20 protein-coding genes are annotated in these 19,927 nt (G+C 72.0%); 7 read left to right on the top strand and 13 right to left on the bottom strand.

Annotated elements, in window-relative coordinates:
- The first annotated feature begins 110 nt into the window (after positions 1-110).
- The gene (locus OIC96_RS09625) at positions 111-749 is read left to right on the top strand and encodes a TMEM175 family protein (RefSeq protein WP_330308278.1); all 639 of its coding nucleotides are present in this window, start codon (positions 111-113) and stop codon (positions 747-749) included.
- Between the two features lie 106 nt (positions 750-855).
- On the opposite strand, the gene OIC96_RS09620 is transcribed toward OIC96_RS09625, so the two are convergent.
- Positions 856-2,412 carry a DHA2 family efflux MFS transporter permease subunit gene (locus OIC96_RS09620; protein WP_330308279.1) on the bottom strand — a complete coding sequence of 519 codons (1,557 nt, stop codon included), beginning with the start codon at positions 2,410-2,412 and terminating at the stop codon, positions 856-858.
- A gap of 66 nt (positions 2,413-2,478) precedes the next feature.
- Between OIC96_RS09620 and OIC96_RS09615 the strand changes: the two genes are divergently transcribed.
- Positions 2,479-2,880, top strand: coding sequence for a winged helix-turn-helix transcriptional regulator (locus OIC96_RS09615; protein WP_330308280.1), 402 nt, complete (start codon positions 2,479-2,481; stop codon positions 2,878-2,880).
- Between the two features lie 15 nt (positions 2,881-2,895).
- Here the strand turns inward: OIC96_RS09615 and OIC96_RS09610 are convergent, their stop codons facing one another.
- The 4 genes from OIC96_RS09610 to OIC96_RS09595 are packed head-to-tail and all read right to left on the bottom strand — an operon-like array spanning position 2,896 to position 6,483.
- On the bottom strand, positions 2,896-4,101 hold the full coding sequence (locus OIC96_RS09610) for an ABC transporter permease (protein WP_330308281.1): 1,206 nt from the start codon (positions 4,099-4,101) through the stop codon (positions 2,896-2,898).
- A complete protein-coding gene (locus OIC96_RS09605; RefSeq protein WP_330308282.1) occupies positions 4,098-4,826 on the bottom strand; it encodes an ABC transporter ATP-binding protein in 729 nt (242 codons plus the stop codon). Before OIC96_RS09605 ends, OIC96_RS09610 begins: the two co-directional genes overlap by 4 nt.
- Positions 4,823-5,974, bottom strand: a complete 1,152-nt coding sequence (locus tag OIC96_RS09600; protein ID WP_330308283.1) for an efflux RND transporter periplasmic adaptor subunit — start codon at positions 5,972-5,974, stop codon at positions 4,823-4,825. Before OIC96_RS09600 ends, OIC96_RS09605 begins: the two co-directional genes overlap by 4 nt.
- Complete coding sequence (locus OIC96_RS09595) at positions 5,971-6,483, bottom strand: hypothetical protein (RefSeq protein ID WP_330308284.1); 513 nt, start codon at positions 6,481-6,483, stop codon at positions 5,971-5,973. The genes OIC96_RS09600 and OIC96_RS09595 overlap by 4 nt, the downstream gene beginning before the upstream one ends.
- A gap of 211 nt (positions 6,484-6,694) precedes the next feature.
- On the opposite strand from OIC96_RS09595, the gene OIC96_RS09590 reads away from it, so the two are divergent.
- Together OIC96_RS09590 and OIC96_RS09585 are read left to right on the top strand one after the other, a co-directional pair.
- The gene (locus tag OIC96_RS09590) at positions 6,695-7,351 is read left to right on the top strand and encodes a response regulator transcription factor (protein WP_330310336.1); all 657 of its coding nucleotides are present in this window, start codon (positions 6,695-6,697) and stop codon (positions 7,349-7,351) included.
- A 401-nt stretch (positions 7,352-7,752) separates the two neighbouring features.
- The gene (locus tag OIC96_RS09585; RefSeq protein WP_330308285.1) at positions 7,753-9,033 is read left to right on the top strand and encodes a sensor histidine kinase; all 1,281 of its coding nucleotides are present in this window, start codon (positions 7,753-7,755) and stop codon (positions 9,031-9,033) included.
- Here OIC96_RS09585 and OIC96_RS09580 read toward each other — a convergent pair.
- From OIC96_RS09580 to OIC96_RS09565, 4 genes are all read right to left on the bottom strand, one after another.
- Positions 8,993-9,415, bottom strand: coding sequence for an acyl-CoA thioesterase (locus tag OIC96_RS09580; protein WP_330308286.1), 423 nt, complete (start codon positions 9,413-9,415; stop codon positions 8,993-8,995). The genes OIC96_RS09585 and OIC96_RS09580 overlap by 41 nt on opposite strands.
- 122 nt (positions 9,416-9,537) lie before the next feature.
- Complete coding sequence (locus OIC96_RS09575) at positions 9,538-10,167, bottom strand: hypothetical protein (RefSeq protein WP_330308287.1); 630 nt, start codon at positions 10,165-10,167, stop codon at positions 9,538-9,540.
- A gap of 42 nt (positions 10,168-10,209) precedes the next feature.
- Positions 10,210-10,872 (bottom strand): histidine phosphatase family protein, encoded by a 663-nt coding sequence (locus tag OIC96_RS09570; RefSeq protein WP_330308288.1) that lies wholly within the window; start codon positions 10,870-10,872, stop codon positions 10,210-10,212.
- A gap of 3 nt (positions 10,873-10,875) precedes the next feature.
- Entirely contained in the window at positions 10,876-11,409 is a 534-nt protein-coding gene (locus OIC96_RS09565; protein ID WP_330308289.1) for an HAD domain-containing protein, read from the bottom strand.
- 161 nt (positions 11,410-11,570) lie between these two features.
- Here OIC96_RS09565 and OIC96_RS09560 point away from each other — a divergent pair, with 161 nt between their 5' ends.
- On the top strand, positions 11,571-12,347 hold the full coding sequence (locus tag OIC96_RS09560; RefSeq protein WP_330308290.1) for a hypothetical protein: 777 nt from the start codon (positions 11,571-11,573) through the stop codon (positions 12,345-12,347).
- Positions 12,348-12,408: 61 nt separating this feature from the next.
- On the opposite strand, the gene OIC96_RS09555 is transcribed toward OIC96_RS09560, so the two are convergent.
- A complete protein-coding gene (locus tag OIC96_RS09555) occupies positions 12,409-13,617 on the bottom strand; it encodes a pyridoxal phosphate-dependent aminotransferase (protein ID WP_330308291.1) in 1,209 nt (402 codons plus the stop codon).
- A gap of 85 nt (positions 13,618-13,702) precedes the next feature.
- Here OIC96_RS09555 and OIC96_RS09550 point away from each other — a divergent pair, with 85 nt between their 5' ends.
- Positions 13,703-14,341 (top strand): winged helix-turn-helix transcriptional regulator, encoded by a 639-nt coding sequence (locus tag OIC96_RS09550; RefSeq protein WP_330308292.1) that lies wholly within the window; start codon positions 13,703-13,705, stop codon positions 14,339-14,341.
- 237 nt (positions 14,342-14,578) lie between these two features.
- On the opposite strand, the gene OIC96_RS09545 is transcribed toward OIC96_RS09550, so the two are convergent.
- The 3 genes from OIC96_RS09545 to OIC96_RS09535 are packed head-to-tail and all read right to left on the bottom strand — an operon-like array spanning position 14,579 to position 18,239.
- Entirely contained in the window at positions 14,579-15,385 is an 807-nt protein-coding gene (locus OIC96_RS09545; protein WP_406502289.1) for a hypothetical protein, read from the bottom strand.
- A 53-nt stretch (positions 15,386-15,438) separates the two neighbouring features.
- Complete coding sequence (locus OIC96_RS09540; RefSeq protein WP_330308294.1) at positions 15,439-16,701, bottom strand: VWA domain-containing protein; 1,263 nt, start codon at positions 16,699-16,701, stop codon at positions 15,439-15,441.
- A gap of 32 nt (positions 16,702-16,733) precedes the next feature.
- Complete coding sequence (locus OIC96_RS09535) at positions 16,734-18,239, bottom strand: IucA/IucC family protein (RefSeq protein WP_330308295.1); 1,506 nt, start codon at positions 18,237-18,239, stop codon at positions 16,734-16,736.
- A 125-nt stretch (positions 18,240-18,364) separates the two neighbouring features.
- On the opposite strand from OIC96_RS09535, the gene OIC96_RS09530 reads away from it, so the two are divergent.
- The gene (locus OIC96_RS09530) at positions 18,365-19,879 is read left to right on the top strand and encodes an IucA/IucC family protein (protein WP_330308296.1); all 1,515 of its coding nucleotides are present in this window, start codon (positions 18,365-18,367) and stop codon (positions 19,877-19,879) included.
- The last annotated feature ends 48 nt before the right edge of the window (positions 19,880-19,927 follow it).

The raw sequence follows: 19,927 nt of genomic DNA, 5'->3' as shown, positions 1-19,927 counted from the left end.
GGCGAGTTGGCGATCCCGTGCCGGCTGCCGGGCGGTGCTGGGCTACGGTCTGAGCGCACAGACGGCACATGAGTGATGCACAGACACGGTCACAACGGGGAGAGTCGGTCATGAACGAGTCGGGCCGTGTGGAGGCCTTCAGCGACGGCGTCTTCGCCATCGCCATCACGCTGCTGATCCTGGAGATCAAGGTCCCGGAGACCGGCGAGCACGGCGGCCTCTGGCACGCGCTGGGCGCACAGTGGCCCTCGTACGCCGCCTATGTCGTCAGCTTCCTGGTCATCGGCATCATGTGGATCAACCACCACCAGGTCTTCAGCTACGTCGCCCGGATCGACCGCACGCTGATGTTCCTGAACCTGCTCGTCCTGATGGTCGTGGCCGCCGTGCCCTGGCCGACGGCGATGCTCGCGGAGTATCTGCGCGAGGACAAGGCGTCCCATGTCGCGGCCGCCGTCTACAGCATGGTCATGGTCGCGATGGCCCTGTCCTTTCAGGCCCTGTGGTGGCACCTCACCCGCACGGGCCGCCTCTTCGACAGCCGCGTCGACGTCGAGGCCGCCCGCCGCACCCGCGTCCGCTTCGCCCTCGGCTCGCTCGCCTATCCCGCCACGGTCGGCCTTGCCTACGTCTCCGCCCCGCTGACCCTGGCCGCGCACGGCCTGATCGCGGTCTACTACGGCTTCAACCAGGTGCCGGTGCCGACCCGGACGCCTGACACGGCCGCGCCGCCGGAAGCCGCCCGGTGAAGCGGGACGTCGGCGGGACGCCCATCGGCGTGCGGAAGCCGGCGGTCATGTGCGCCTGATCGTAGAAGCCGGTGCCCCGGCTTCGGCCGGGGCACCGGGCGCACGATCACGCGGAGGCGTTCGCTCGGGACTGACGGCCGGCCTCGGCCCCGCGTGTCCCGGCCACCACGGCGGATGCCTCCTCGGCAGCCGCGGCAGTCTCCTCCACCACGGGGGCGGAGGAGACACGTCCCGGCCGCAGGAGTACGGCCGCCAGTGCCAGAGCCGCCGTCGCGATGCCCGTGGCCACGGTGAACGCCAGCCGGTAGCCGTCCGCCGTCGCCGCCACGACCTGCTCGCCCCCGCCGATCAGGTTCTCCGTGCGGTTCGCCGCCAGCGTCGTGAGGACCGCGAGACCGAGTGAACCGCCCACGACCTGCGTGGTGTTGAAGAGCCCGGAAGCCAGTCCCGCGTCCTCCTCGCGGGCGCCCGACATGGCGAGCCCGGTCACCGCGGGCATCGCGGCCGCGAAACCGGCGGCGAGCAGGAGCAGCGGAGGCAGCACGTCGGCGACGTACGTGCCGTCGACCGGGGCGCGGCTCAGCAGGGCCATGCCCGCCGTGATGAGGACGAGTCCGGCGAGCAGCACGCGGTAGGGGCCGAAGCGGGCGATCGTCCGCGCGGACAGGCTCAGCATCAGTACCCCGATCGCGATCGGCGCGGGCAGGAACGCCGTTCCGGTGAGCAACTCGCTGTAGCCCAGGACACGTTGGAGGTAGAGCGCGCCGATGTACTGGAAGCCGTACATCCCGGCGATCATCAGGATCTGGACGCCGTTCGCACTCGTCAGGGCACGGGAGCGGAAGAGCCGCAGCCGGAGCAGGGGGCGGGCGGTGCGCGCCTGGCGCAGGGTGAACGCCACGAAGAGGGCGAGCGAGACGGCCGCCAGGGTCAGGTTGCCGCCGAGCCCCCGGTCCCCGGCGCCCACGATCGCGTACACCGTCAGCATCAGCGCACTCGTGACCAGGGCCGCACCCGGATAGTCGGCGCCCTTGCCGAGACCGGCTCCCTTGTCCGGGGCGAGAATCCGCAGGGCGGCGACCCAGGCCACCACCCCGATCGGCAGGTTGATCAGGAAGATCCAGTGCCAGTTGAGGGCCTGCGTCAGCGCTCCGCCGAGGAACGTGCCGAGGGCTCCGCCCGCCGCGCCGACCGCGCTGAACACCGCGATGGCACGCGCCTGTTCGCGCGGCTCCGGGAAGAGCGCGACAAGCATGCCGAGGACCACGGCCGAGGTCATCGCCCCGCCGACCCCTTGCAGTGCGCGGGCCGCGACGAGCATGCCCTGGCTGGTGGCGACCCCGCACAGCACGGACGCCGCGGTGAACACGGCGAGCCCGGCGGCGAACATCCGCCTGCGGCCCACCAGATCGCCGAGCCGCCCCACCAGGAGCAGCAGCCCGCCGAAGGGGATCAGATACGCGTTCACGACCCAGGCGAGTCCCGGGCCCGAGAAGCCGAGATCGCCCTGGATCGCGGGCATCGCGACCGTGACGATGTTGCCGTCCAGGATCGTCATCAGTGTTCCGGCGCACAGGACGACGAGCGAGGCCCAGCGGGAGTACGTTCGTGGGGTCGGTGACTCGCTCCGCGACAGCATGGCGATGACCTCTGCTTTCTCCATAGGTGCACGACTTGTAACGGGGTTCATCGTGGGTGACCATGGAGTCCGCCATAAGGAGGCACTTCGATGTCCCAGGGGAACACCGGTGTTACCTCGCAGGCAGTGCTCGCGCAGGCGTGCCCGGTCCGCGAAGTTCTTGACAGGGTCGCCGGAAAATGGAGCGTGCTGATCATCGTGGCCGCCGCGCACGGCCCGATCCGCTTCACCGAGCTGGAGCGGAGCGTGGAGGGCATCAGCCGCCGCATGCTGACCCTCACCCTGCGCAATCTGGAGCGCGACGGACTCCTCACCCGGACCGTGTACCCGACGGTCCCGCCGAAGGTCGAGTACGAACTCACTCCGGTGGCCCGCGAGTTGCACGCGACCCTGCTCTCCCTGACCGACTGGGCCGAGCGGCACCGCGTCACGATCGCCGAGTCGCGCGCGGCCTATGACGTCGAGCACCAGCCGGAGCTGGTCGATTCGTAGACCGCGCACGGGACTTCAGGGCGTGGCGAGCGCCTCCGTCGGCGACATCCGCGCCGCGCGGATCGCCGGGTACAGCCCGGCCAGGCCGCCGATCACCAAGGTGGCCGCGATGCCCCCGGCCGGCGCCCACGGCGGTACGACGGCCGGCCAGCCCTGGTAGAGGGCGTACCCGGTGGTGACGGCCACGCCCAGCAGGGCGCCGGCCGCTCCGCCGAGGGCGGACAGCAGCAGTGACTCGGCGAGGAACTGTGTACGGATCTGTCCTCGCGTCGCGCCCAGCGAACGGCGCAGCCCGATCTCGGCCCGGCGCTCAAGGACCGAGATGACCATCGTGTTGGCCACGCCCACACCGCCGACGAGCAGAGCCACCGCGCCCAGGCCGAGCAGCAGCCCGGTGAACGCCTCGCCCGCGGCCTGCTGGGCGGCGAGCGCGTCCGAGGGGCGGGAGACCTGGACCTCGCTCGGCGCCTCGGGGTTGGCGGTCGCGCCCAGCACGGAGCGGACCGAGGTGACGGCCGCGTCGGCGGAGCGCGTGTAGACCTTGGTGGCATGACCGTCGAAGCCCAGCTCCGACTCGGCCACGGGCCAGCCGACCAGCGTCGCCGTGTCCAACTCCGGTGTCAGCGGCACTGGTTGGAGGATTCCGACGACCGTGAACCAGCTGCCGCCGACCAGTACCTCGGTGTCCGGGCTCGCATGGCCGATCCCGAGCCGTGCGGCGGCCGTCGCACCGAGCACGGTCGCCGGGTAGCGGCCCGTGGCACCGTTCAGCCAGGTGCCGCTCGCCAACTCGGCGCCGACCGTGGCCCGTAGCGAGGTGCGGGCCGCGTACACCGCGATCCCGTTGGTCTGCGCCTCGGGGATCCGGTCGGTGCGATAGACCTTCACGTCCGCCGCCCTGCCGACCGCCGACACGGACTGCACACCTTCGATGCGGGACACCATCTTCTCGGCGGTGGACGGAAGCTGGGACTGACCGCCGGTCAGGCTGCTCCCCGGTGACACCGTGAGCAGATTGGTGCCGAGAGCCGCGAGCGCACGGTCCAGATCGGCGCGGGACGAGGACGAGATACCGACGACGGCGACCATCGCAGCGATGCCGATCGCGATGCCGAGCGCCGAGAGGAAGGCTCGCAGGGGCCGGGTGCGCAGACCGACGGCGCCGACTCTGACGACGTCGGCGGGGCCGAGCCGGGCGGGGCGCAGTACCTCCGTGGTCATCGGACCGCCTCCCGTGAACCCGCGGCCGAGGGGCCCACTTCTCCTGGGGCCCCCACCGCCTCGCCGGCCGAGTCCTCGACCACCCGGCCGTCCCGCATCCGCACCCGCCGCGGCAGCGACGCCGCGATCTCCCGGTCGTGGGTGATGATCACGACCGTGGTCCCGGTGGCGTGCAGATCGCGCAGCAGCCTCATCACACCCAGACCCGACACGGAGTCCAGCGCGCCCGTCGGCTCGTCGGCCAGCAGCAGCGGAGGGTCCCCGGCCACCGCGCGGGCCACGGCGACGCGCTGCCGCTCGCCGCCGGACAGCTCGTGCGGTTCGTGGTGCATACGGTGGTCCAGGCCCACCCGGCGCAGCGCCGCGGCCGCACGACGACGGCGCTCGGCCGGCCGCAGCCCCGAGTACAGCAGACCGTCGGCCACGTTCTCCAACGCCGTTGTCCCGCCCGCCAGATGGAACCGCTGGAAGACGAAGCCGATGCGCCGCGCCCTGAGCGCCGAGAGCCGGGCGTCCGGCAGGGCGCCCGCGTCGTACCCCTCGACCCGGACGCTGCCCGAGGTGGGCCGGTCGAGGGTGCCGAGCATATGGAGCATGGTCGACTTGCCGGAGCCCGACGGGCCCACGATCGCGACGAGTTCACCGCGCGCGATGGTCAGCGTCACCCCGGCCAGCGCGGTGACCTCGCCCGGGTAGACCTTGGTGACATCGGTCAGCGAGATCACGCGGGCATCCCCACCTTCGTGCCCTCGGCGATCCCCTCGCCGGTGATCTCCACCCGCCCGTTCGCGAACAGCCCCGTCTCGACAGGGACGTACGCCGTGGTCGACCCCCGTACGACCTCGACGCCGAAACCGCCTTCCGGAAGCGCGACGAGCGCGGCGACCGGAACGGTGAGGACGTTCTTGCGCTCGCCCGCCGTGAAGAAGACATGCACCGCGGCCAGCACATAGGACGCGGCCGTCCGCTGCGCCTTGGCGCCGTCGAGCGCCACCGTCACCTTCACCTTGGTCGTCGCCTCCTCGTCTCCGCCGTTGCCGGGATCGACCACGGTGGAGACGTCCTGGACGCGCCCCTCCACGCGGGTGCCGTCCGGCAGCTCGACGGCGACCTTCGTGCCCTTCTTCGCCAACCGTTGGTCCGCGGTGTCGAGTTCGAGGCTGACGACCTGGGCGGTACCGGTGTATGAGAGCACCTTCTGACCGGGCCCCGTCGCCGCACCCTCCTGGGCGTCCAGGGAGTCCACGCGGACGGCTCCCGGAGCGAACACCACGCGCCCGAGCTCCACGACGCCGGTCTCGTCCAGCCCGTGGTCCTCCTGCCACCGCCGTATCGCGTCGGCGGTGGCGTCGGTGTACTCGTCGTCGACCGTGAAGCCGGAATAGCCCAGCGCCTTGAGATTCCGCTCCAACTGCCCGACGTCCGCCCCTTCGACGCCGGGCTTCAGGTCGCGGTACGCGGGAGTCCCGCCGTACATCAGGGTGACGGGCTTGTCGTCCACCTCGTACAGCGCCTCGCCCCGGGTGATCCTCTCGCCGGCGTCCGGGAGGCGGGTGAGGGTGCCGGGGACGCGGCCGGCCGCGGCGCTCGCCGTGCCGTAGCCGAGCTCGCCGTCCTCGGACTGGCTGTCCTTGAGGGTCTGGCGGGTCACGTCGGCGGTGGCCGGGGGGAGCCCGGCGGCGGAGCCGCCACCGGAGCCGTCGCGTCCGGCGAACCCGAGCCCCGCGGCGGCCGCCCCGCCGACCGCGGCGAGCACGCCCACCGCGATGACGGCCTTACGTCCGCGCCGCCGGTGGCGGCGGGGGCGGTCCGGCTCGGACGGAGGGTGAAGTTCTGTCGAGGTGTCCTCGGGCACGACCGTCGTCTCACTCATTTGCCGGCCTGGTCGTTGGCGGGGCCGCTGCCCGAAGGGGCGTACTTGTCACACTTCTTCTGGGCCTTCGCGAAGTCGGGGTCGTCGGCGATGTCCTTCGTGATCTGGATGCCGCCGTTCTCGGGGTCGGGGAAGTCCTCGACGCCGTTGTCGCGCATGCACTGGGCGAGCTTGCGTACCTTCTGCTCCATCTCGGGGTCGGCACTGGCGTCCCCGTTCTGCACGGGGTCGTACTTGCGGCAGTCCTCCATGGCCTTGTCGATCTGGCTCTTGGGCAGATGGCCGGTGATCCGGATGCCCTTTCCGGGCTCCGGGTCCTCCACGTCCACGCCGTGCTCACGCAGGCACTGCGCGAACTTGACGCCCTGGTCCTCGCGCGAGCTCTTGCTCGCCGTCGCCGCCGCACCGGTCTTCACGGTGTCGTCGCCGGAGCCGCAACCCGAAAGCGCCAGCGCCAGGGCCAGCGCGGTGGGGAGGGCGGCCAGTGTTCCGCGGGTCCGCGTCCGCATCGCGTCGTCTCCTCGTATCGGGGCCGGAGGGGCTCTCCGGCCGCACGTCAGGAGGCAACAGGAGCGGGTGTTTCCCCAGCGTTTCCACGGCACTTGAGTGCTCGTACGAGGACTGTCGGCGAGCACTGGACGATCACTAACGGAAAAGAAACACGGCTCCCGGCACTCTGGGCCCTGCTGAGCGCTCTCCCCGGAGAAAGGCGTGACCCGAATGCGGGTACTGGTGGTCGAGGACGAACCGATGCTCGCCGACGCGATCACGGAATGGCTGCGCGGTCACGCCCACGCGGTCGACACGGCGTACGACGGCGCGGCGGCACTGGAACGTGCGACGGTCGTCGACTACGACGTGGTCGTCCTCGACCGGGACCTGCCGCGCGTGCATGGCGACGACGTGTGCCGCGAGCTGGTCGCCTCCGAGTCGACCGCGCGGGTGCTGATGCTCACCGCGGCGGCCGAGGTCACCGACCGGGTCATCGGCCTCGGTCTCGGCGCCGACGACTACCTCGTCAAACCCTTCGCCTTCGCCGAACTCACCGCCCGTGTCCTGGCGTTGGGGAGACGGTCGCGGCCGGCCGCACCTCCCGTGCTGCGCCGGGCGGGGCTCACCCTCGATCCAGCCCGGGGCGAGGTGTTCCGGGGCAGCCGATACGTCCCCCTGTCGAAGAAGGAGTTCGCCGTGCTGGCCGAGCTGCTGCGCGCCGAGGGGGCCCCGGTCTCCGCCGAGCAACTCCTGGAGAAGGCCTGGGACGAACACGCCGACCCCTTCACCGGCGCCGTCCGGCTCGCGGTGCTCAAGCTGCGCCGCAAGCTCGGAGACCCGCCCGTCGTGGAGACCGTGACGGGCGTCGGATACCGGATCCCGTGAGCGGGCCCGAGCCACGCGCCGTAGCACGTGTCCGACTGACGCGGGCCACGGAGGGATCCGATCCGCCGCGGTCGGCGGATCGGTGCGGGCCGGCGCCTGCGGCGGAGTGGTCTGGATCGGCGTCTGCGGCGGAGTGGTCTGGATCGGCGTCCGCGGGGGAGCGAGCGGCAATGGCGTCTGCGGCGGAGCGGTCCGTGCTGTCGCGTGCGCGGAAACGGTCCGGAGGGTCGTCTGCGACGAAGCCACCCGGAGTGTCGCCTGCGGCGAAGCCGTCCGCGTGTTCGCCCGCGGAGGGGCGATCCGGGCCTCCGCCCGCCGCGAAGCGACCGGGATCATCGCCCGCCTCGGCGCGGACCCGGCCGTCGCGCGGGCGCCGTCGGCTCCTTCCGCGCCGGACCACCTTGCGTGCCCGTCTCACCCTGGTCTACGGCGGCCTCTTCTTCGCGGGCGGCGTCGTGCTGCTCGGCGTCACCTACGCGCTGCTCACCCAGCAGCTCGACCACTCCGGGCAGAAGGTCATCTCCCAGACGCACGCGACGGGGAGCCCACCGTCCACCGCGCCGGCCGGCGCCGGGCAGGATTCACCCGCGCCGACCACCGAACCCCACGACGAGCGGACCCTCGTCTCCGCCGACGGCAGAACCCCTCCGCCCGGCGTCAGCGACCTCGAGAAGTGGATGGACGCCGAGCGCGACAGGCTCCGGGAGGCCGCCACTTCCTCGCTCCTCACCCAGGGCGGCCTCGCGCTGCTCGTCGTCGGCGGCGCCGCGGCCGGGTTCGGCTGGCTGATCGCGGGCCGCGTCCTCGCCCCACTGCACCGGGTCACGGACACCGCGCACCGGATCGCCAGTGCCCCCGCAGCCGACCGCGGCCTGCACGAGCGCATCGCGCTGCGCGGCCCCGACGACGAGGTCAAGGATCTCGCCGACACCTTCGACACCATGGTCGAGCGGCTCCACCGCTCCTTCGACGGCCAGCGCCGCTTCGTCGCCAACGCCTCCCACGAACTGCGCACCCCGCTGACGCTGGGCCGCGCCCTGGTCGAGGTCGCCATGCACCGTGCGACGGCCTCCGAGGACGTCAGACAGCTCGGTGAGAACCTGCTGGAGATCAATACGCGGCACGAGCGACTCATCACCGGCCTCCTGCTGCTCGCCCGCTCGGAGAACGAGATCGCCGAACGGCTGCCCGTGGACCTCGCCGACGTGCTGACCCATGTGACCGGCCAGATCCAGGGGGAGGCGGAGCGCGCCGGAGTCACCGTCCAGGAGAAGGCCGAGGAGGCGCCCACGCTCGGCGACGCACTGCTCCTCGAACGCCTCGTCCACAACCTGGTCGAGAACGGCATCCGGCACAACACCGGGGACGGGGGATGGGTCGAGGTGGTCAGCCGTACGGGTGACGAGGGCCGGGTGGAGGTGGAGGTCACCAACTCCGGTCCCGCCGTGCCGCCGTACGAACTGCCAGCCCTCTTCGAACCCTTCCGCCGCCTCGGCGCCGACCGTGTGGTCACCTCGAAGGGCGCGGGCCTCGGCCTGTCCATCGTCCGCTCCATCGCCCGCGCCCACGGCGGCGAGGTCGTCGCGCACCCGCGCGAGGGTGGCGGGCTGACGGTGACGGTGTCACTTCCGGCGGAGGAGCTCAGAGCCCGAACGCCACCGGATCGGAGGCCAGCGACTTGAAGACCGCTCGGGGGTCGGCGACAAGCCTGCGCTTCTCGAGGTTCAGCAGCCCGCCGACCGCCGTCACCTCGGCGGCCACCGTGCCGTCCGTCTTCCGTATCGTCTGCTCGATCCGGAACGACTTGCCCTCACCCCAGACGAACGCGCACGTCACCTCGACCTCCTCCCCGGCGCGCAGCTCCCGTAGGTAGCGGATGGTGGTCTCCAGGGCCACTGGGCCCACGCCGCTGCCTATCAGCTCGGTCTGGCTGATGCCGGCCGCGTGCAGTAGCGACCAGCGGGCGTGCTCCGCGTACTGCAAGTAGACGCTCTGGTTCAGGTGCCCCTGCACATCGGTCTCGTACCCACGGACGGTCACTGCGACGGAGAACGGCTCTGCCACGACTTCCCCTTCTACGGCGTTCAGGACGAGCCAAGACTACTGGGAACACCTGTGCGGGCGGTGTTCAACTCCCGTGCCCTGTAGGGCATTTCAGAACGTCCGCAGCGCGCTGGAGGGAGACTTCACACCCGCCGCGGCGAAGCCAGCACATACCGCGCCCCCGTGCGCGGCTCGGTGTGCTCGCCGACCTGCCAGCCCGCCTTCTCCAGCGTGGCCGCGCAGGCGCGCAGCGCCCCGGGGTCCGGCTCGCGCACGGCGACGGCCTCCGGCTGCGGCGTGGCCCGCACCCGGTAGCCGCCGCCCTCCGCCCCCGCGGGCCGGTGCCCCGCGGCCTCCAGCGCGAGCGCGGCGGCCCGCACCAGATGCGTACGCTCCCATCCGCACGGACGGTCGACGGCACCGTCCGGGTTGGTCATCCGGCGCAGCTCCAGGAGCCCCTGCCAGGCGCCGCGCACCTCACGTATGCGCGCCGGGCCGGGGTCGGCCGTCTCCTCGCCGCCGATCCGTGCGGCGAACACACCGGCCTCGGCCACGACGGGGGCGGCCTCCACGGCGGCGACCGGCTCCGGCGTCTCCCGTATGCGATGTCCGGCGGGCGTCAGGAAGTGGTCGTGCGGCGGCCGGGGGTGCCGGAAGGCGAGTCCGCGCCTCACCAGCGCGGCGAGCTGGGCCTCCGTGCCCTTCAGCCGCCCGGTGACGGGATCGGCGGCCTCGATGACGCGCCGCTGTGCCGCGGTCGGCGGTCGTGTCACGGCGCGCTCCCTCCCGCCGCCGGTCGGGTCCCGGCGGCTCCCTCAGCCGCCCGTCAGTTGCTCCCCGGGAGTCTGTCCTGCCGAGGGGAGCGGCTCATGGGAACAGTACGTGTCGGGTCTGACATTCCAGCCGGCCACCACATGCCGCCGGTGCTCCGTGCTCAGCCGGCTCATCGTCCCGGTGCCCAGCTGGAAAAGGGCGCCGGCCCCGGCGGGCAGCCCCAGCCGCCGCGCGGTCAGCACCCGCAGGAAGTGCCCGTGCGACACGACCACCACACTGCCCTCCGCCTCCGCGAGCGCCGCGTCGATCCTGGCCAGCATCCGCTCCGCGCGCGCCCCGACCTCGTCCGGGCTCTCCCCGGGATGCTCGGGCGGGCCTGCCGCGACGCCGTCCGTGAACAGGAACCAGTCGGGCCTGCTCCGGTGGATCTCGAGGGTCGTGATCCCCTCGTACCCGCCGTAGTCCCACTCGGACAGGTCCGCGTCCACGCGCGCCCCGGCGACCCCGGCCAGCCGTGCCGTCTCCTGGGCCCGCTGCATCGGGCTGACGAACGCCGCCGCGATGTGGTGCCGGGCGATCAGCGGAGCCAGCCTGCGCGCCTGTTCCCGGCCGTTCTCGGTCAGCGGGACGTCGGTCGACCCCGTATGCCGTCCGGACATCGACCACTCGGTCTCACCGTGCCGTACGAGAAGAAGATCACCCATGCTTCACAGGCTACGAGCCCAGGCCTCCAGGCGCGCGAACTCATGCTCCCGGAGTCCCTTGCGCGGATCGACCCGCAGGAGCAGCGCCGCCGCCTCGTGGTGCTCGGCGACATGCCGTATGTCCAGGTCGGTGATCATGTCGTCGACCCAGACGAAGGGCCTCCCCGCCGCCGACGCCACGACGTGGCGGGTCTTCCAGTACAGCCCATCGGGGTCCTTGGCGAACAGCTCGGGCCACTCGATGACCGGCAGGTCGCCCGGCAGCCCGATCACCGGGGCGATCATCTCGTTGGCCTGGTGCATCCAGGTGGTGGCCCACACCAGTTCGTACGGAAGGGTGAGCAGCCGGGCCCCATGTCCCGGGTGCAACCGCACCCGCAGCCCGCGCCGGAGCCGGCGGGACCCCGTTCTCTGCCGTGCGGACCAGATCGCGGGGCGCATCCGGCGGGTCACATAGCCACGGTGACGGAGGAGCAGGGCGCGGTACGGGTTGAGGGGGCCGTCGACGTCGAGAAGCAGCAGCGGGCGATCGCTCATGCGGAAGGACTACCCGTGGGGGCGCGCGTCCATCTGCCGCGGGGGCCGCAGGGGCTGGTCCGGTTCCGGGCCCGGTCGGTACGGTCGTCATCCATTGCGGACAGGCCCCAGGGCCGTCGGCGGTGGTGGGTTCCGGTGAATGCCTGCGTGGGAGTGTCGACTTGCTCGCTTTCGTTGGGTCGCTGTGGGTCGTTGGTGTGGTGCTGCTGGTCGGAGCCGTGATCGGGCGGTCCGTGACGCTGGGCGGGACGGAGCTTCCCGCTCTCACCACGCCGAAGGTGCGGGTGGCGGTGGCCGGCATCGGAGTGTTCGCGCTGGTGCTCGGCATGTTGCTCTACGTGCCGACCCTGACGGGTACGGGGTCGGGGGCCGCCGCCACGGGGCGGGCCGGTGGTCCGCCGTCGAGCGCCTCCGCCGAGGCGCCGCAGCCGACCGGTACGGAGGGATCGTCGCGGTCCGCCACACCCAGCGCCACACCCACCCCCACACCGAGCCCGTCCCCGGACACACCGTCCCCGGAAGAGGACTCGACGCCCACCGCGTCGTCGTCCACGACGGAGCCCAAGCCCTCGGCACCCACCGTGAGAGTGCGCTGGCAAGGCACGTTGCTCCTCTACAGCAACGGGGCTCCCACCGGATGGTGGCTGGACAACGTGCCGCCCACCCCGGCGACGATCGGTGATCTCGGCCTCGAGTGCGACTGCCACCCCGGCGAAGTGGTCGCCAACGCCATCGCGGCATGGGACGGTTCTTCACCGCCGAAATACCAGCAGTGCTCCGCGCTGAGCGGCCAGTTGGCGCGGCGGGCGCTGGCCGTTCAGGAGGGGGCCATGGCCTGTCTGAAGACCTGGGACGGCCGCCTGGGCTACTTCACCGTGACGAGCATGCCGGGCCCGTCCGAACTGAACGTGGCGGCGACCATCTGGGATCGCCGGTGAAGCGGGTCCCCCGGGCGCCCCTGAAAGTCCGCCGCCGCACCGGCGGGGCCCGCGTTCGGGGCTACTGCCGATAGCCGCTCAGGAACCGCCCGATCCGGCTGATCGCCGCGTCCAGGTCGTCGGCGTGCGGAAGGGTGAGGATGCGGAAGTGGTCGGGACGGGGCCAGTTGAAGCCGGTGCCCTGGACGACCTGGATCTTCTCGCGCAGCAGCAGGTCCAGGACGAACTTCTCGTCGTCGTGGATCTTGTGCACCTCGGGGTCGATGCGCGGGAACGCGTACAGCGCGCCCTTCGGCTTCACGCACGAGACGCCGGGGATCTCGTTGAGCTTCTCCCAGGCACGGTTGCGCTGTTCGTGGAGGCGGCCGCCGGGCGCGGTCAGCTCGTGGATGGACTGGCGGCCGCCGAGCGCCGCCTGGATGGCGTACTGGGCGGGGGCGTTGGCGCACAGCCGCATGGAGGCGAGCATCGTCAGGCCCTCCAGGTAGTTGCGCGCGTGCTGCTTCGGGCCCGTGACGACCAGCCAGCCGGAGCGGAATCCGGCGACGCGGTACGTCTTCGACAGGCCGCAGAAGGTGAGGACCACCAGGTCGGGGGCGAGCGCGGCGGCCGAGTGGTGCACGGCGTCGTCGTACAGGATCTGGTCGTAGATCTCGTCCGCGAACACCATCAGGCCGTGCCGGCGGGCGAGGTCGAGGATGCCCTCGACGATCTCCTTCGGATAGACCGCGCCCGTCGGGTTGTTGGGGTTGATGATGACGACGGCACGCGTCCGGTCGGTGATCTTCGCGGCCATGTCGTCCAGGTCCGGGTTCCAGTCGGACTGTTCGTCGCAGAGGTAGTGCACCGCCTTGCCGCCCGCGAGGGTGGTCACGGCCGTCCAGAGGGGGAAGTCCGGGGCGGGGATGAGGACTTCGTCGCCGTCCTCGATGAGGGCCTGGACCGCCATCGAGACGAGCTCGGAGACGCCGTTGCCGAGGAAGACGTCGTCGACGTCGACCTTCAGGCCCAGGTCCTGGTAGCGCTGGGCGACGGCGCGGCGGGCGGAGAGGACGCCGCGCGAGTCCGTGTAGCCGTGCGCCTGGGGCAGCATCCGGATCATGTCCTGGAGGATCTCCTCCGGCGCCTCGAAGCCGAAGGCCGCGGGGTTGCCGGTGTTGAGGCGCAGCACGCTGTGGCCCGCCGCCTCCAGTGCGTCGGCGTGCTCGATCACCGGGCCGCGGATCTCGTAACAGACCTCGCTGAGCTTGCTGGACTGCCGGAACTCCATGCGCTGCGCCCTCCGGTTCGATGTGTTGCTTGGTTTTACCAAGTAGCTGCTTGGAAAGTCCAACAAGATAGCTAGACTGCGTCGCATGTCACCTCGCCGAAGCTACGACCAGTACTGTTCCGCCGCCCGGGCCCTCGACGCCGTCGGTGACCGGTGGACCCTCCTGATCGTCCGCGAGCTGCTCGGCGGACCGCGCCGCTACACCGATCTGCACGCCGACCTGCCCGGCGTGAGCACCGACGTCCTCGCCTCCCGGCTCAAGGACATGGAGCGCGACGGGCTGACCACGCGGCGGCGTCTTCCGCCGCCGGGTGCGGCGTACGTCTACGAACTCACCGGACGTGGGCGGGAGTTGCTCCCCGTGCTCCAGGCGCTCGGGGAGTGGGGTGCGCCCGCGCTGGGTGAGCGGCGGCCCACTGATGCCGTGCGGGCGCACTGGTTCGCGTTGCCGCTGCTGCGGGGACTGCGGGGGGAGGGGGCGGGGGAGGGACTTGTCGAAGTCCGGCTGGACGAGGGGACGTTCCATGTGTGGCTCGGGGCCGGGGAGGGGCCGCTCTATGGGGACGGGGCCGCTCCGGAGGAGCCGGATGCCCGGCTGGCGCTCGATACGGAGACGTGTGAGGCCGTGAGCCGGGGGGTGTTGGGGCTGCTGGACGCGGTGCGTGCGGGGCGTGTTGAGGTGGCGGGGGAGGGTGCCGTGGCCAAGGTGCTGCGGGAGGGGTGACGCAGGGGGTTCTTCGCCCCCGCCGCCCCTACCCGTCCCATCCCCAGGGGCTCTGCCCCTTCGACCCCGTTCGGTTGTGTGTCGGGTGCGGGTGGGTGGGGGCTGGTGCAAAAGATTGCGCAGTTCCCCGCGCCCCTTCTGGGGGCTGCGCCCCCAGACCCCCCTTCGGCCTGAACGGCCTCGTCCTCAAACGCCGGACGGGCTGAAAGATCAGCCCGTCCGGCGTTCACTGAAGAGTCAGGCGCCCGGCGGTATGCGCGAAGGCCTTCCCGAACCCCGTGTCAGTGCGTACCCGCCGATGCCCGCGAGTGCCGCGAGGATGCCGCCGATCGCGGTCCACACCCAGCGGTCGGACCACCAGCCGGAGGCCCAGCCGTCGTCGGGTTCGAGCGAGGACAGTGCGGCTGTCGTCGAGTCGGAGTCCGAGTCGGACTGCTCGGCGGTTGTCGCGATGCCCGGGACGAGCGGCTTGGCGAGCGAGCCGTCGACCGCCGCCGCGCCGCCGATGTCCTTGGAGTCGACCTTGACCTCGGTGCTCACCGGCAGGCCCAGGTCGGAGGAGCCAAGACCCGTGGCGGTCAGCCGGATGTAGTACGTGCCCGGCAGCGGGTCGTTGGCCCAGGTGTCCGACCAGGCGCGGACGGTGCGCAGGGTGCAGGACAGGTCCACGGAGGCCGCGTCGCTCGCCGCCGTCCGCGTCTGGGCCCCGTACTGGCACGCCTGGCGGCGCCGCAGGCCGTCGTACACGTCGATCTGCCAGGTCTCGGTGGCCTTGCGCGTCGAGGCCTCGGGCAGCTTCACCGTCGCCTTCACGGTGGGCCGCTGCCCGGCGTCCGCGGGGAACGACCAGTACAGGTAGTCACCCGTGGACCCGCTCGCGGTGGCCTGCTGGCCCTGCTCGATCTCGGTCGCCGTACGGAACGACGTACCGGCCTCGGTGGGCGCGCCGCCGTCGTCCGACGGGCTCGCCGAGGGTGAGGAGTCGGCGACGGCGGGGGAAGCGGACACCCCGAGCAGTGCGGGGGTCGCGGCGACGCCCAGCATGAGCAGCGTCTTCGCCGTCATCGTCGTCCTGGTCAACATACGTCGGACACGCATCAGTTGGTCCTCCAGACCGCGAACCGCCAGCGCGAGATCCAGCCCCACAGCACACCCGCGAGGAAGCCGGTGAGCACGAGGGCGCCGAGCAGCCACCAGCCGCGCCCGAGGCCGAACGAGGCCACGTCGCCTGCCTGGTCGGGCCCGTCGACGACGTCGACCGTCAGCTCCAGCGGCATACCGGGCGTGGTCTTCACACCACTCGCCGCCGAGAAGGAGTTGGACACTTGCAGACACACGGTCTCGGCCGCGGCGTTCTCGTCGTCGCTCTCGGCCTTCGGGTAGCGCAGACCGGTCGAGATCACATCGGTACGGCCGTTGCCCGCCGCCTCGCCCCGCACGATCTCACGACCGTGCACGGTGACCGCCCGCAGCAACACCCCGTAGTCCTGGTTGACCTGACGGTCGGCGGCGATGCTCACCGAGGCGCGCAGCTCCTGGCCCGGCTTGACGTCCACCCGGTAGTAGCGGTGCTGACCGAACTCCTCGCGGTCCGTGTACAGCCCGGACTTCAGCGTCGGGGCACTCGGGCAGGATCCGGCACCGTCCACGGCGACCGGCGTCACCACCGGATCGGCGGCCCGTTCCACCAACTGGCCGACCCGGTCGGAGAGTTCCTCCTTGTGCTGCACCGAGGTGTAGGTGCCGCCGGTCGCCTCCGCGATGCAGCTGAGCTGGTCGCGGGTCTTGGCGTCCGGTACCAGACCGAGGGTGTCGATGGTCAGGCCGATGCCCTTGGCCGCGATCTCGCGGGCCACCTCGCACGGGTCGAGCGGCTGGCAGGTGTCCTCGCCGTCGCTGATCAGCACGATGCGGCGGGTGCCGTCACCGCCGTCGAGGTCGTCGGCCGCCTTCAGCAGCGCGGGACCGATGGGCGTCCAGCCGGTGGGTGAGAGGGTCGCGACGGCGGTCTTCGCCTCGGTGCGGTCCAGGGTCCCCACCGGGTACAGCTGTGCGGTGTCCTTGCAGCCCGTCTTCCGGTCGTTGCCGCGGTAGTTGGCGCCGAGGGTGCGGATGCCGAGCTGCACCTCCTCGGGTGTCGCGTCGAGCACCTCGTTGAACGCCTGCTTGGCCGCGGCCATCCGCGACCCGCCGTCGATGTCCTTGGCCCGCATCGAACCGCTGACGTCCAGTACGAGTTCGACCTTGGGGGCGGCCGCCGCCGTTTCGTCGGCGACCGCTCCGGCCGGGAAGGCGATCCCGGCCGTCAGGGCGGCGAGCAGGGCGCAGACTCCTGCTGCCAGCCGTTGTCTTGTGATCATCGGCGGATCCTATTGATCAAACGTGCCGCGCTTCAAAACGAGCGGGTGACGAGCGGGTTGGGAAGCCGCGTCCAGATGTCGCCGGAGACGTCCGGAGACAGCCGCATCAAGGTCAGTGCCTTGGTCGGAAGCGGTTCGTGAAGGAGGGCAGCGAGGTCCGCGGTGCGCGGCAGATCGGGTACGACGGACTCCAGGGCCTCGCGCAGCCCGTCGGACGATCCCGCGGTCGCACCCAGCGTGCCGCCCACCAGGGAGCCGAACAGCTTGCGCCGCAGGGCGGTTTCCTCGTCCGTGACAGTGCGCCCGGCCAGGGGCGGGACCGGAATGCCGTGACGGGCCAGGCGGGCCGGGCTGACCCGGATGTCGGCGAGGTCGCGGTAGACGAGCCGGAGCGGGGCGCCCGTGGGGGAGAGGACGACGAGGAGGTTCTGGCCGTGCGCCTCCAGAGCCACGCCCAGATCGAGCAGGCGGAGGCAGACGGTGACGGCGAGGCGGGTGAAGTCCGCCAGCCAGGAAGGCGATCGGGGGAGTTCCGTGGTCGCCAGGGCGGCCACCGGGAGCACCCGCTCGCCCGTACGCGCGTACACGTCCGGGGACTCGCGCAGCACCGCCCCCAGACCGGGGGAGCCGGACGTGGCGGCACCCAGGGTGTGGGTGATGTGCAGCAGGCCGTCGGTCCGGGCGGCCATGTCCTGCGCGAACGCCGAGACCGTCGCCGACGTCTCGATCGAGTAGACCGAGATGTCCCGGACCGAGGACGTCAGCCGGGCGCTCAGAGCCGTCTTGACGTGCGGGCCGTCGGGGAGGGCGAGAGTGCGCAGCGACATCAGCGGATGCGCGGCGACACTTCCCTGGGACGGGGCGCCGCTCAGGACATGGGCCGCCTGCCAGGGGTGGACCGGGATCAGGACGCGCTCCTCGTCCCGGAGCCACTTGGGCCACTCGCCCTTGACGAGGCAGTCCTCCACGGGCACCAGACCCAGCTCCACCACCGGCCGGTGCTCCGGCCCGTACGCGAGCTGTTCCGCCACCGAGAACCCGGGCCGGGAACGGCAGTTGGGGTGGAACGGATGCCCGTCGACCACCCGCTGCTCCCACTCCCAGCCGCTCTCCGGCTCCGGGCCGGACGCCGGCTGACCCGCCCGGGACAGCGCCAAGGAGGCCACGCTGTGGTCGAGTTCGGCCGCGAAGGCCAGGCCGTGCGGCACCGCGAGGGCGTCGACCAGCCGGGCCGGACGGTCGTACGACCGCTCGTCGAGCCGCACTTCGGTGACGTACGCGGCGGTGGCGTACGGGTCGGCGTGCGGGCCGTGCAGCCGCCGTCCGTCGGTCAGGTGCAGCGTGAGACCGTCGCGCCCCGGCTCGCGGCGCGCGATCCACGGCAGCGGCTCATGCGCCAGCGCCCGCCACAGCCGGGTCAGCACGGCCGCCCGGGCGCCGGGCAGCGCCCGCGCGTACGGCGCCGACAGGGCGGGGCGTACGACGCTCAGTTCGTCGGCGAGCGCGGCCTCCGCCTCGGGCGGGGAGGGACGGTGCACGGTCGGGCTCCTTGGGTACGGGGACTGCGTCGCGGTCGTCCGCGACGGCAGACATACTGATCACCAGTGCGCAGACATACTGATCACCAGTGCACCGTATGGAACGAATGGATCGCGTGGACTCCATGCCCCCCAGGCTCCCCCCGCTCGACAGGGGCACCATCGAAGAGACCGCAGACGCGTACGCCGCCGCGCCGCTGCTCAATTGTCTCCTGCGGGAGGTGGCGGAGCGCGCGCAAGAGCCCGGCGTGTACCGGCTCCCGTCCGACGGCCGGCTGCTGCGGGTGCGGGGCGCCCGGCGGCCCACGGAACCCGAGCTGTACGCCGACGGCGCCTGGCACCGGCTCACCCACACCGAGCTGGTCAAACTCACCGCCGAGGAACTGCGCCGCTGCACCGGCCTGTCCAGCTCCGAACTGCCCACCGAGATGACCGACAGCCGCGACGCGGTGGCCGCGCTGCTCACCGCACGTGCCCGCACCACCCCGCCCGACGACCTGTATCTGCGCTCGGAACAGTCCCTGATCACCGGGCACCCGTACCACCCCGCCCCCAAGGCCCGCGGCGGCGGCCCGGTCACCGGCTGGCTGCCGTACGCGCCCGAGGCGTACGCCCGCTTCCCGCTGGAACTGCTCGCCGTGCGCGAGGACGCGGTCGTCGAGGAGGGCGACACGACGGCGCTCGACGTCTTCGGGGAGGCCCCGCCCGGGTACCGGCTGCTCCCCGCCCACCCCTGGCAGCTCGACCTGGTGGGCGCGCGCCCGGAGATCCTGGACGCCTTCGCGGACGGCCGGCTCGTACGGCTGGGGCGCACCGCGCGCCCCCTGTGGCCGACGGCCGCCATCCGCACGCTGTACGCCCCCGACGACGACCTGTTCGTGAAGTTCAGCCTCGATGTGCGCATCACCAACGACATTCGCCGGCTGTGGCGGCACGACCTGCTGAAGATGCGCCGCACCGACGCGGTGACCGCCTCGGCGTTCGCCGCGTCGCGAGCTCCCGCCGCCTGGCTGAGCGACCGCGGCTACCGCACCGCCGACTTCGCCTTCGAGGAGCTCGCCGTCCTCGTCCGCGACGGACTGCGCGGTCACCTGGTGCCCGGCGCGACCCCGCTCCTCGCGGCCGCCCTCGTGGAGGGCTTCGACGGCAGCCCCCTCGACGCTCTCACCGACCCGTCCGCCTGGTGGGCGGCGTATCTGCGCCAGGTCGTGCCCCCGGTGCTGGAGGCGTTCGACCGCCACGGAGTCGTCATCGAGGCACATGTGCAGAACACGCTGGTGGCGGTCGACGCCGACGGCATGCCCGTACAGGCCCTGTTCCGGGACGCGGAAGGCGTGAAGGTGCTGCCGGGGGTGACGCGCGCGGCCGGCTGGGAACGCCTCGTGTACTGCCTGATCGTCAACCACCTCGTCGAACTCGCCGCGCTCCTCGCCGAACTCCACCCGAGCGTGGACCTGTGGCCCGCCGTACGCCGGGAGTTGATCCGTTACGACGCGGACCACGGCCTCCCCGAGATCGCCGGCCTGCTCGCCTCGCCCACCCTCCCCGGCAAGACGAACCTGCTGCTGCGGTGGACGGGCGCGGACGGCGCGGACGCGCGCTATGTGCCCCTGCCCAATCCGCTCCGGACCGCACCGTGAACAGCACCGTCCTGACCCCCGCCGCCGTCGGCTCCCGCTCAGGCATTC

The sequence above is a fragment of the Streptomyces sp. NBC_00775 genome, assembly GCF_036347135.1.
GTDB lineage: Bacteria > Actinomycetota > Actinomycetes > Streptomycetales > Streptomycetaceae > Streptomyces > Streptomyces lutosisoli.
This window is presented reverse-complemented; position numbering and strand designations above follow the sequence as displayed.

Bases quoted from the DNA above. Each gene is read 5' to 3' on its own strand.
- OIC96_RS09625 (WP_330308278.1), top strand. From the start codon at position 111: ATGAACGAGTCGGGCCGTGTGGAGGCCTTCAGCGACGGCGTCTTCGCC.
- OIC96_RS09620 (WP_330308279.1), bottom strand. From the start codon at position 2,412: ATGGAGAAAGCAGAGGTCATCGCCATGCTGTCGCGGAGCGAGTCACCG.
- OIC96_RS09615 (WP_330308280.1), top strand. From the start codon at position 2,479: ATGTCCCAGGGGAACACCGGTGTTACCTCGCAGGCAGTGCTCGCGCAG.
- OIC96_RS09610 (WP_330308281.1), bottom strand. From the start codon at position 4,101: ATGACCACGGAGGTACTGCGCCCCGCCCGGCTCGGCCCCGCCGACGTC.
- OIC96_RS09600 (WP_330308283.1), bottom strand. From the start codon at position 5,974: ATGAGTGAGACGACGGTCGTGCCCGAGGACACCTCGACAGAACTTCAC.
- OIC96_RS09595 (WP_330308284.1), bottom strand. From the start codon at position 6,483: ATGCGGACGCGGACCCGCGGAACACTGGCCGCCCTCCCCACCGCGCTG.
- OIC96_RS09590 (WP_330310336.1), top strand. From the start codon at position 6,695: ATGCGGGTACTGGTGGTCGAGGACGAACCGATGCTCGCCGACGCGATC.
- OIC96_RS09570 (WP_330308288.1), bottom strand. From the start codon at position 10,872: ATGGGTGATCTTCTTCTCGTACGGCACGGTGAGACCGAGTGGTCGATG.
- OIC96_RS09565 (WP_330308289.1), bottom strand. From the start codon at position 11,409: ATGAGCGATCGCCCGCTGCTGCTTCTCGACGTCGACGGCCCCCTCAAC.
- OIC96_RS09555 (WP_330308291.1), bottom strand. From the start codon at position 13,617: ATGGAGTTCCGGCAGTCCAGCAAGCTCAGCGAGGTCTGTTACGAGATC.
- OIC96_RS09550 (WP_330308292.1), top strand. From the start codon at position 13,703: ATGTCACCTCGCCGAAGCTACGACCAGTACTGTTCCGCCGCCCGGGCC.
- OIC96_RS09545 (WP_406502289.1), bottom strand. From the start codon at position 15,385: ATGCTGGGCGTCGCCGCGACCCCCGCACTGCTCGGGGTGTCCGCTTCC.
- OIC96_RS09540 (WP_330308294.1), bottom strand. From the start codon at position 16,701: ATGATCACAAGACAACGGCTGGCAGCAGGAGTCTGCGCCCTGCTCGCC.
- OIC96_RS09530 (WP_330308296.1), top strand. From the start codon at position 18,365: ATGCCCCCCAGGCTCCCCCCGCTCGACAGGGGCACCATCGAAGAGACC.